The organism is Rubrivirga sp. (genome assembly GCF_049648075.1).
Classification (GTDB): domain Bacteria; phylum Bacteroidota; class Rhodothermia; order Rhodothermales; family Rubricoccaceae; genus Rubrivirga.
In genome coordinates, this window is record NZ_JBARYR010000738.1 from 1 (window position 1) to 10112 (window position 10112).

The following is a 10112-nucleotide window of genomic DNA, read 5'->3' on the forward strand; positions in this document are numbered from 1 at the left end:
CCCTCGAGGTCGGTTACGAACGCGGCGCGGACCTCGTCGGGGCTGTCCGGCGCTCCGGTCGAGAGCGCCCGCATCAGGGAGCGAGCCCGCTGGGTGTCGGCGGTCCACTGGCCGGCCTCGAGGTCGGACCGCTTCTCGTCGGCGCGGAGCTCCTTGATCCCCTTGTAGTACGTGCGGACGTTCTGGTGGCTCAGGCCCTCGACGGGCATCCCGAGGGCGTCCCCCAGGGCGCTGCCGATGATGGTGCCGACGAGGCGGTCGCGGAACGGAGCGGGCATGGTGCGGGAGCCGGCGTGGGCCGGGATGGGAGGGGCGGTCGCCGTGCTATCCTCCGGGCCTCCCCCCCGTTCCCGTGACCTGGCTTGCCGGCACCTGGGCCGTCGTCGCGAACGACGCCCGTCTCGAACTCCGAACGCGCGTCGCTCTCAGCGGGCTGGGGCTGTTCGTCGCGGCATCGCTCGTCCTGGTCCGCGTCGCTCTCTTAAGGGCGGCGCCCACGGTCGCCGTTGCGTCGGCGCTGTTGTGGATCGTGGTCGTGTTCGCGGCGGCCGTCGGTTTGGGCCGCGCGTTCGTGGCCGAGGAGGAGCGCGGAACGTCCCTCCTTCTCCAGCTTCACCTGCGTCCGAGCCAGGTCTACGCCGGTAAGCTCGCGTTCAACGCGGGCCTGATGCTGGCCGTCGTCGCGCTGGCCGCGATCGGGTTTCGGATTCTAGTCCCGGTTCCCCTTGGCGCACCCGCGGTGCTGATCGTCGCGCTGGTCCTGGGAGCGGTCGGGATCGCAGGAGCCACGACGCTTCTCTCGGCACTGGTCGCGCGGGCACGGGCCGCCGGTCCTCTCCTACCCGTCCTGGCGTTCCCGGTCTTGGTCCCCATCCTGATTCCAGCCGTCGCGCTCACCGAGCTGGCCTCCGGGTCTCCCGCTGGCGCCTGGTCCGCCGCCCACGACGACGTTGTGCTGATGGCGTCGTACGCGGGGCTCTTGATCTCGGCCTCGTTCGTCCTGTTCGAGTTCGTCTGGCGGGACTGACGACGCCCGAGATGAGCTCGGCTGGTGCGACCTCGAGGACGAACGCGACCTCGAGGACGAGGAACCACCCCCTGTCCCCCTCCTCATGTGAGGAGGGGGGACTCGACCTGGCGGCTCGGGAGCTTGCGTGGGAGGCCGGAACTATTCCGCGCCCTCGAGGCCGCGCCTGACCATTCCCCATTCCCCATCCCACGCCTTTTCACGGTCGGGCGGGCGCGTCGTCCGCATCATCGTCGTTGACCCTGTGATGATGGACCGCGACCTCGCCCTTCCCCGCTACGGCCTGCTCTACCGCCTGTTCGGCGTCGTCGCCGCCGTCTGGCTGACGGTCTCCCTGGTCTTCGCCGTCTTGGGTCCCGTCTCGCAGCTTCCGATCTTGGAGCAGACGGCTCGGAACCTGTATTTCCACGTGCCGATGTGGTTCGTGCTGTACCTCGGCGCCGTCGTCGGGGCGTGGCACGCGGGCCGCTACCTCGCGACCGGGCGCACGGTCCACGACGTCCGGTCCGAGGCGGCCTGGATGATCTCGACCGTCGCCGGCGTGGTCGCGTTGGTGACCGGCGTGGTGTGGGCGAGGTTCACGTGGTACCAGGGCACCGGCTTGTGGTGGAGCCCCGAGCCCCGCCAGAACATGGTCGCCGTCCAACTCCTGATCTCGGGCGCCTACTTCGTCCTGCGCGGCTCTATCGACCGGCCCCGATCGCGGGCGCGCCTTTCCGCTGTCTACGCCCTCTTCGCGACCGCGACGCTCCCCTTCCTGACCTACGTGTTGCCGCGCCGCATGGCGAGCCTACACCCCGGCGCCGAGGGCAACCCGGCGTTCAGCGACATGGACATCGCGGCCGATATGCAGTGGATCTTCTACTCGTGCGCGGTCGGCTTCATCATGCTCGGCTGGTGGCTCTACACGCAGCGCGTCCGCTCGAACGTCGCCGAGCTCCGCGTCGAGGCCGGACGCATCGGGACCCAGGCCCCTTCCGTCGTCGTCACGTAGATGCTCCAGCCCGCCGACACCACGATCGCCGTCCTCGATGCCGACGCCACCCGGGCGACGACCGAGCAGCCTGCCGAAGGCATCGAGCGCGTGATGCTGGCCGACGACAAGCTCCCGGTCGTCTTGGCCGTCGTGCTCGTGATCTGGGCTGGTATTTTACTGTTGCTGATCCGCACCGACCGCCGCTTGGCGCGCCTCGAGCGCGACCTCGACGCGACCCGCTAACCCTCCACCGCCATGCGTCCTACGACCCTTCTCGGCATCGCCTTTGTCGGCATCTTCGGCTTCCTGGTCGTCACCAGCTTCGGTGAGCAAGTCGCCGGGTGGGAGACCTTCGAGGACGCGACCGTGAGCGGCCGGAAGGCGCACGTTGTCGGGACCTGGGTCCGCGACGCGCCCTCGAGCTACGACCCGTCCCGCAACGTGTTCACGTTTACCATGGCCGATACGGCCGGGACGGTGCGGCCCGTGATGTACTCGAACCCGAAGCCAGCCAACTTCGAGGACGCCGAGCGCGTCGTGGTCCAGGGCCAGATGGCCGCCGATGGCTCCGCGTTCCAAGCCGAGCACATCCTGGTCAAGTGCCCGTCGAAGTACAACGACGGCCGCGAGTTCGAGGACGCACAGCCCGGGATGCCAGTCACGACGACCTCGAGCGCGGCAACGGGGTACGACCAGTGAGCAAGCTGGGATGGATCGGCGTGGGGCTCGCGGTCATCGCAGTCGGTGCCATCGCGAGCGACCGGATCGGGTCGAGGCCGGAGACGCCTACCGGTGGGCCGATCGCGCCCTGTGGCCCTCACCCCAACTGCGCCCGCGGCGCCATCGACCTCGAGGCCGAGCCGGAGACCGTCCTCGAGGCCGCGCGGCAAGCGCTCCTCGAGGTCGACGCCAGCGACGTCGTAGCGACCGACGCGGGCTGGACCGCGACGTCCGTCATCGGCCCGTTCACGGACGACCTCGAGGTCGCCGTCGAGGCCGACGGAACGGGGTCCACACTGTGGGTGCGGAGCGCGTCGCGGTCCGGGCGCAGCGACCTGGGCGTCAACGCCCGCCGCGTCGATCACGTCCTCGAGGCCGTCCGGCGGATCGCGGCCGAGTCGGCGTAGCGACCAGCGCTCCATAGACGTCGAGACGTGTCGGTCGTCCTCGAGGACGCCGGGCTGAGGCACGTTGCGCCCGATCACGGAGCGCCGGCCTCGAGGTCGAACCTGGCGCGTGAGGCCCCAGGCCCGATGCCTTAGAGGTACAGAACGGTCGCGACGAAGAAGAAGATCATCAGGCCCAGGATGTCGTTCGAGACCGTGATGAACGGCCCCATCGCGAGCGCCGGGTCGATGCCGACGCGGTTCAGCGCGAGGGGCACCGTCGCTCCGACCAACGTCGACAGGACGATCACGATCATCAGCGCCAACGCCGCCGTCAGGGCCAGCCGGACCGTGTCGTCGCCGAAACCCGAGACGACGACGATGATCGCGAGCGCGACGGCCAGCACCACACCGTTGATCAACGCCACGACGAGCTCTTTCCCGATTCGCCGGAGCAGGTCGCTCCGCCACAAGTCGCCCGACGCCAAACCCTGTACCGCGATTGCCGACGACTGGATACCGGCGTTCCCCGCCATCGCCATCACGATCGGGATGAACAGCGCCAGGACGGGCGCGACCGTCAGCGCGTCCTCGAAGCCGACGATCACCAAGCCCGACACGTACGCGCCGATCAGACCGAGCAGCAGCCACACCAGCCGGCCCCTCGAGACGGCGAACACGCTCGAGGACAGCTCCTCCTCGCCCGTGATTCCGACCGCGCGCTGCAAGTCCTCCTCGGCCTCCTCGCGGATCACGTCCACGACATCGTCAATCGTGATCCGGCCGAGCAAGCGGCCACCCGCCGAGACGACCGGGAGCGCGACCAGGTCGTATCGCTCCATGATCCGCGCCACGTCCTCCTGATCGAGGTCGGGCTCGACGGAGACGACGTCTCGTTCCGCGATATCGGCGACCAACGTTTGCGCCGACGTCAGCAGCAACCGCTTGAGCGGGACGACGCCCTTTAGCCGTCCCTCGTTGTCGGTCGCGTACACGACGTAGACCGGGTCGACGGCCTCGGCGTTCGCCCGAACGGCTTCGGTCGCCTCTGAGACGGTCGACTCGAGAACGACCGCGACGACCTCGGTGGCCATGAGGCCGCCCGCCGTGTCCTCGCCATAGCTCAGGAGCGCCTCGACATCGTCCGCGTCCTCGAGTTGGACCAGGACATCATCGGCCTGCGTGATGTCGACATCGGCGAGGACGTCCGCCTGGTCGTCAGTCGCCAACGGGTCGATGAGCGTGACCAGCTCCGCCGTGGAAAGTCCTTCGAGCAGGTCGATCCGCTCGGCGCTCTCGAGCTCCGGCAGCGCCCGGCTCGTCGCGTCGTTCGGGAGCCACCGGAAGAGCGTGTGCGCCAGGTCCGGCGGCAGGTGCTGCAAGAGCGACGCCAGGTCCGCCGGTCGCAGATCGGCTGCCAGGTTGAGCACGTGGCCCCGGTGCCCGGCCTCGACGAGCTCCGCGACGGCCTCGAGGAGGTCGTCGTCGACGACGGTGAGCGTGTCGGCGGCGTCGGTCACGAGCTAGGCAAGGTGGTGGGCGAGCCGCACAAAGTCGTGCGGGGACACCGCTTCAGGGCGCAGCGTCGCGGCCCACTCTGGGAGATCGACGCCGGCCTCACGCGCCAACGGTCCCAGACTGTTGCGGAGCATCTTCCGACGCTGTCCGAACGCCGCTCGCACGACGCGTTGGAGAGACTTCCAGGAGATGTCTGGCAATTCCACGCCTGCGAAATCGAGGGCGACCACGGCGCTCTCGACCGACGGCATCGGCCGGAAGCACTCTCGAGACACGTCGAACAGCTTCTCCGTGCGGGCGAAGAGCGAGAAGTACACCGACAACGTCCCGTACGTCTTGCTCCCCGGAGGCGCCACCAACCGGTCGGCGACCTCGAGTTGGACCATCACAACCGCCCGGCCGATGTGCGCGCGGGCGTCCAAGAGCGCGAAGAGGATCGGGGACGTGATGTAGTACGGCAGGTTGCCGACCACCTGCAACCGCGCGTCGTCCTCGAGGGCGCAGAGCTCTGCGGCGAGCGCCGGCCAATCGACTTCGAGGACGTCTCTCTCGCGCACGTCGAGGTCTGGGTGCCGCGCCTGGAGGTGCGCGATCGACTCGGGGTCGACCTCGAGGGCGACCATCTCGGGGTAGCGCTGGAGCAGGAGGCCCGTCAGCGCGCCCTCACCCGGCCCGATCTCGACCACGCCCCCGCCCGCCAGAGCCTCCACCGACGCGACGATCTGGCGGATTACGGCGTCGTCGGTGAGGAAGTGCTGGCCGAGACGTTTCTTTGGGCGGACGGCCACGGGCGCAGAGCGGAGGGGAGATCGAGGCTAACGCCGTTGCAGGGGCAAGCGGCTGTGAGGTGCGAGAAGAGGAGACGAGGTGTGCTCGGCCTCGAGGGCGGACCGGCGACCTCGGGGCGGCCAGCCCCCCCCCCCCCTTCGATCTCGCGCAGATTCAGCAAGCCGAGCACCCTCCGTCCTAGTGAGATCAAGCTGTCCCCCTCAAATGAGCAGGGCTGCAAAGTTCTGAACTCACTTCCCTACTCACCGTCATCATTCCCGCGACCACGGAGTGACGGCGCAGCCAACGCGGGAACCCAGAGTAGCGCGCTCGGAGCTGCGTCCGACCTCGAACTCGCGGCTCGGTGCCATCTCCATCCTTAAGACCGCTTGGAGCCGTAGGTATCGTCACTCTGGATCCCAGCGTTCGCGGGGACGACGGCTGGAAGGTGCGCCGGATTAGAACCTAGCGGCCCTGCTGAATCAGGGGGACAGCTTCCGTTCATGAAGCGGAGCGATGGCAACGGAAGCGGGATGTCCGCCGCGACCTCGAGGACGAGCACTGGCCTCGAGGGCGCCTACTCCTTTTGCCCTCTCCGGTACCAGACCAACCCTCCGACTCCCATCGCGCCGATGTAGACGAAGAGCGACGCGATCCACGAGATCAACACGCCCTGCCTCCGGCTTTCCGGCTGGAAGCGCAGCGTCACGATGTGCTCCCCGGCCGGGACCGGGACGCCACGGAGCAGGAAGTTCGTCCGAACGATCGGCGCCGCTTCCTGACCGACGGTGGCCGTCCAGCCCGCCGGGTAGTAGACCTCGCTGAAGACGAGCAATCGAGGACGGTCCGTCTGGACCTGGTAGACGAGCTCGTCGGGCTCGAAGCGCTCGAGGTCGACGGAGACCGCGCCGGAGTCCGGAGCCGCGCCCGTCAGGTCGTCCGGGACGACGCCCTCGATGGGCTCGGGGATGAACGCGACGCGAGCGAGGTCGGTGTCGGAGTTCCGGATCTGCTCGATCGCTTGGTCATCGAGGGCGACCGCGACGGAGTCGACGAAGAAGGCGCGGGGCAACGCCGTCGAGTCGATCGACACCACTAGGCCCGTCTGCTCGTCCTGGAAGACGGGCGTCGTACCGGGCACGGCGCCGGGCAGGACGGTGTACCGCGTCGAGAGCAGGCGCAGCGCGTTCCGGTTCAGGCCCGTCGAGTCGTCGGGCAGCAGCCGGTCGAAGTAGTCCTGAATCAGCGCGAGCTTGGCGCCGTGGTACCCCCCGACCGACTCGTAGAAGTAGGACGGCTTGGCGTTCTGCGACCAGTTGGCGGGAAGGACCCGGAAGTGTCCCGATCCTCCCGCGGCATCGACGCGTGCGATCACGAACCGGTCGGCGTCGGTCGGCTGGATCTGGGCCGTCAGCCTCGAGGACCGCTGCAGCGACGGACTGTCGTCGTTGTAGTACCGGCGGTCGACGCCCCACAAGTCGAACGTGACCAAGATCGCCAAGCCGCCCAAGACGACCCACGCAGGCGTGTCCTTCCACAGCCGCGCCGCCAGCAGCGCGAGGCCCAGGCCCAGGATGAGGAGCGACCGGAGCGCGTCGGACGCGAACATCGACGCCCGTTCGTCGGTGACGTCCTCGAGGTAGCGAGCCGTCGCTTGACGGACCTGGGGGTCGGCCGGCGAGATCCCGTTCTGTTGCGCGATGGCCTGTGCGACCTGGGCTCCCTCGTTCGGCTTCTCGAACGTGAGCGGCCCTCCGCCCATCAGCCAGAGCCCACCGATCAGCAGCGTCAGCGCAGCCCCGGTCCCGAGCACGACTCGTCTCTTTCGAGTCTCGGCCTCCTGGGTCACCTCACGACGCTGGATGTAGTACGCGCCCCATCCGGCCAGGAGCGCGAGCAGAAGCGCGACGATCGACAACCACGTTTCGGGCACGCGGAACGCGTTGAAGAGCGGCAGGAGCTCGAACGCCGGTCGGTTGAGGAGGGGGAGGTTCTCGCCCAAGGAGAACAGGACCATCACGACGCTGGCGACCGCGAAGGCGAGCACGGACCGCCTCGTCACACCGATGGCGCCCACGATCGCGAGAAGCATCACGACAGGGCCGACGTAGTGCGGACCAGCGGTAAAGATCTTCTCGCCCCAGTACGTCCCCCCCCCGCCGCCGTAGGCGTTCGCGATCACCAGCGTCAGGAGCTCGCCAAAGCCCTGGCTCCACGCCATCGCGTACTCCCACGCGACGCCTCCGCCAGGCCCGGTGGCACGGATCGTGTACGCCTTGTACTCCGCCTGCGCGATGTACGGATCGGCGACCATCGCCAGGGCGAGAGCCGAGCCGAGAACGAGCAGCCCTGTCGACGCGAGGAAGGTTCGGAGGCGCTCTTCGCGACTCGCCGAGATCCCTTCCGCGATCCACCAGATGCCGGCGGCGATCACGACGTAGTACGTGATCTGGATGTGGCCCGCGCGCAGGTTCACGGCCGCAGCGATGGCGAACAGGAAGACCAGGAGCCCGCTCATCATCTTCCCCGTTTCCGGCGCGCGTCGGACCAACGCGGCGAAGGCGAGCAACAGCCAGGGCGCGTAGCACAGCGCGATAAACTTGGTGTTGTGACCCGCCGTCAAGATGATCGGCAGGTAGGTCGTGAACCCGTACCCGACCGCCCCGATCACGCCCGCGAGCTTCGAGCGCGTGAGCAAGTGGACCAGGAGGTAGGTCCCGATCAGGAGCGAGAGGAAGTGGGCGACGGGCCAGAGCCCCATCGACCGCAACCCGCTCATGAGGGTGTCGACGCCCGGCACGCGCGAGCCGCTCAAGATCATCGTCCCCGGCATCCCTCCGAACACGTTCGGGGACCACTCCGGCCGGACGCCGGTGGCCTCTTGGTACTCCAGCATGGCCTGCGCCGTCGCCCGCCACTCGACCGTGTCCCCACCGACGAGCGTCCGGCCGCCAAGGGTCGTGGACGAGTAAAACCCGACAGAGACGATGATCAGGAAGGCGACGCAAATCGCGTGCTGCACCCACCCCGGCTGCTTCTCCCACAGCGTGGTCTCCCGCGACACCGGTCCGGCCCGGCGGACGCGGCTCCGAGACTTCCACACCTCGTTGCCCTCGAGGGGAGCCGGGCGGTTCGCGGCAGCGCGCCCTTTTGTCGACTTGGCCATGGGTCAGGTAGAGATGGGGAAACGAGCGAGACGGGTGGCTTCTTCGGACCGGAGCCTCGAGGCCGCTTCGGGCAGCAAGTCGCGAGCAGCCAGCCGTGTCAACCGGACGACCTCGACGCCCTGCGGGGCCAAGATCTCGCGCACGTCGACCTCGAGGACGGACTCGCCCGGTGAGCACGCGAAGAGGGTCGGATCGAGGGTCCCCGCGATGTAGACGAACACGGTGTCCCCGACGGCCGTCGTCACGAGCGGCTGAGCAAGCGGGTCACTTCCGAAGGTCGTCGATTGCGCGTCGTACACGACCTCGAGGACGTCGTCGGGAGAGGTGCCGGCGTCCTCGAGGACGGCAGCGGGGACCCGGACCTCGAGGGCGGGCTCCCGGGCGTCGACGAACGCCAACGTCAGGGTGTCGCCGACGGCGCCGGCATCGGCCAGGATGAGGCCGCCGACGGTTTCCGCCGTGCTGGTCTCGAAGTCGCAGTCGCCGAACACGCAGCCGCCCAGAGCGAACCCGAGACAGAAGAGACGGACGGCGGATCGGAGCACGCCCGCGAAGATAGATCCGCCACGTTCACCCGCTAGTACCCAGGCGTTACCCCACCGCCGGAACGTCCTCGACGGCGCCGTAGGCCGAGAGCTCGGCCTCGATGACGGCCCGCGTCTGCTTCATCAGGGCGACCGAATCCGCCCGTCCGAGGCGGCTCGTCTCGAGCGGCTCCCCGATAACGACCCGCGTCCGCCCAGGCCGTGCCGACGCCGTGTGCTTCGACAACACGCCCGCGTTGCCGATCAGCGTCACGGGGATGACCGGCACACCGGCCTCGATGGCGAGCACGAACGGACCCCGCATGAACGGCTGCAGGCCGTGCCTGTGGCTCCTCCCCCCTTCGGCAAACAGCAGGACCGAGTCGCCACCCTGGATCCGCTCGGCCGCTCGGCGCAAGTCTTTGACCGCCTGGCGCGGGTTGTCGCGGCGGATGAACAGGCACGCCGTCTTCTCCAAGACCCACCCGACAAACGGCCACGAGCGGACCTCGTGCCGTGCCATGTACAGGAACGGCCGGCCCAGGGCCACCATCGTAGACATGATGTCGAGCGAATTGGTGTGGTTCGAGACGAATACGACGGGTCCGTCGGGGACGGCAGCGCGGTGCTCGACCTCGACGCGGATGCCCGTCGCGCCCAGGATGAACCGGGACCACGGCAGCATCCAGGCCCGGATCGTCCGGGCCGTCGGCCGGAACGCGGAGTGCAGGACCAACAGCGGGCTCATCGTGGCGGTAAAAAACCACGCCCAAAAGATGGTCCACCCGAACCACAGTCGGTGGGCCAGCGAGGGGGTCGGAGCGACCACACGGACGGTAGGATCGGGCGCCAGGGTCACGTCGGGAAGCTAGACCCCCGACCGTGCCGCGACCCGGGCCATCTGTACCAGAGCCGTCGAGGACGCCAGCCCCGAGACGCGGGGAGGGTCGGGGAGCCCGTCGATCACGAGCGGACCCGAGAACCCCGCAGCCACCAGCCCAAGCAGGTGCTCGGCCCACCCGACGT

At 68.7% G+C, this 10112-nt stretch carries 11 protein-coding genes; 5 read left to right on the forward strand and 6 right to left on the reverse strand.

The window, feature by feature from the left end:
• A partial coding sequence (locus WBA11_RS19485; protein WP_424522292.1) for an ADP-ribosylglycohydrolase family protein occupies positions 1–278 on the reverse strand: 278 nt, incomplete at its 3' end.
• Between the two features lie 74 nt (positions 279–352).
• Between WBA11_RS19485 and WBA11_RS19490 the strand changes: the two genes are divergently transcribed.
• From WBA11_RS19490 to WBA11_RS19510, 5 genes are all read left to right on the forward strand, one after another.
• The gene (locus WBA11_RS19490) at positions 353–1027 is read left to right on the forward strand and encodes a heme exporter protein CcmB (protein WP_424522293.1); all 675 of its coding nucleotides are present in this window, start codon (positions 353–355) and stop codon (positions 1025–1027) included.
• Between the two features lie 127 nt (positions 1028–1154).
• Positions 1155–2021, forward strand: a complete 867-nt coding sequence (ccsA, locus tag WBA11_RS19495) for a cytochrome c biogenesis protein CcsA (RefSeq protein ID WP_424522294.1) — start codon at positions 1155–1157, stop codon at positions 2019–2021.
• Positions 2022–2246 (forward strand): CcmD family protein, encoded by a 225-nt coding sequence (locus WBA11_RS19500; RefSeq protein WP_424522295.1) that lies wholly within the window; start codon positions 2022–2024, stop codon positions 2244–2246. It begins immediately after the preceding gene.
• Positions 2247–2258: 12 nt separating this feature from the next.
• The gene (locus tag WBA11_RS19505; protein ID WP_424522296.1) at positions 2259–2702 is read left to right on the forward strand and encodes a cytochrome c maturation protein CcmE; all 444 of its coding nucleotides are present in this window, start codon (positions 2259–2261) and stop codon (positions 2700–2702) included.
• A complete protein-coding gene (locus tag WBA11_RS19510) occupies positions 2699–3130 on the forward strand; it encodes a DUF1499 domain-containing protein (RefSeq protein ID WP_424522297.1) in 432 nt (143 codons plus the stop codon). Before WBA11_RS19505 ends, WBA11_RS19510 begins: the two co-directional genes overlap by 4 nt.
• A gap of 131 nt (positions 3131–3261) precedes the next feature.
• On the opposite strand, the gene mgtE is transcribed toward WBA11_RS19510, so the two are convergent.
• From mgtE to WBA11_RS19535, 5 genes are all read right to left on the reverse strand, one after another.
• Positions 3262–4629: a magnesium transporter gene (gene mgtE / locus WBA11_RS19515; protein ID WP_424522298.1), complete on the reverse strand. Its 1368-nt coding sequence runs from the start codon at positions 4627–4629 to the stop codon at positions 3262–3264.
• Positions 4630–4632: 3 nt separating this feature from the next.
• Positions 4633–5415 (reverse strand): 16S rRNA (adenine(1518)-N(6)/adenine(1519)-N(6))-dimethyltransferase RsmA, encoded by a 783-nt coding sequence (gene rsmA, locus WBA11_RS19520; RefSeq protein WP_424522299.1) that lies wholly within the window; start codon positions 5413–5415, stop codon positions 4633–4635.
• 557 nt (positions 5416–5972) lie between these two features.
• The gene (locus WBA11_RS19525; protein ID WP_424522300.1) at positions 5973–8561 is read right to left on the reverse strand and encodes a hypothetical protein; all 2589 of its coding nucleotides are present in this window, start codon (positions 8559–8561) and stop codon (positions 5973–5975) included.
• 3 nt (positions 8562–8564) lie between these two features.
• Positions 8565–9107: a hypothetical protein gene (locus WBA11_RS19530; protein ID WP_424522301.1), complete on the reverse strand. Its 543-nt coding sequence runs from the start codon at positions 9105–9107 to the stop codon at positions 8565–8567.
• A gap of 46 nt (positions 9108–9153) precedes the next feature.
• Positions 9154–9945 (reverse strand): lysophospholipid acyltransferase family protein, encoded by a 792-nt coding sequence (locus WBA11_RS19535; RefSeq protein WP_424522302.1) that lies wholly within the window; start codon positions 9943–9945, stop codon positions 9154–9156.
• Positions 9946–10112 lie beyond the last annotated feature (167 nt).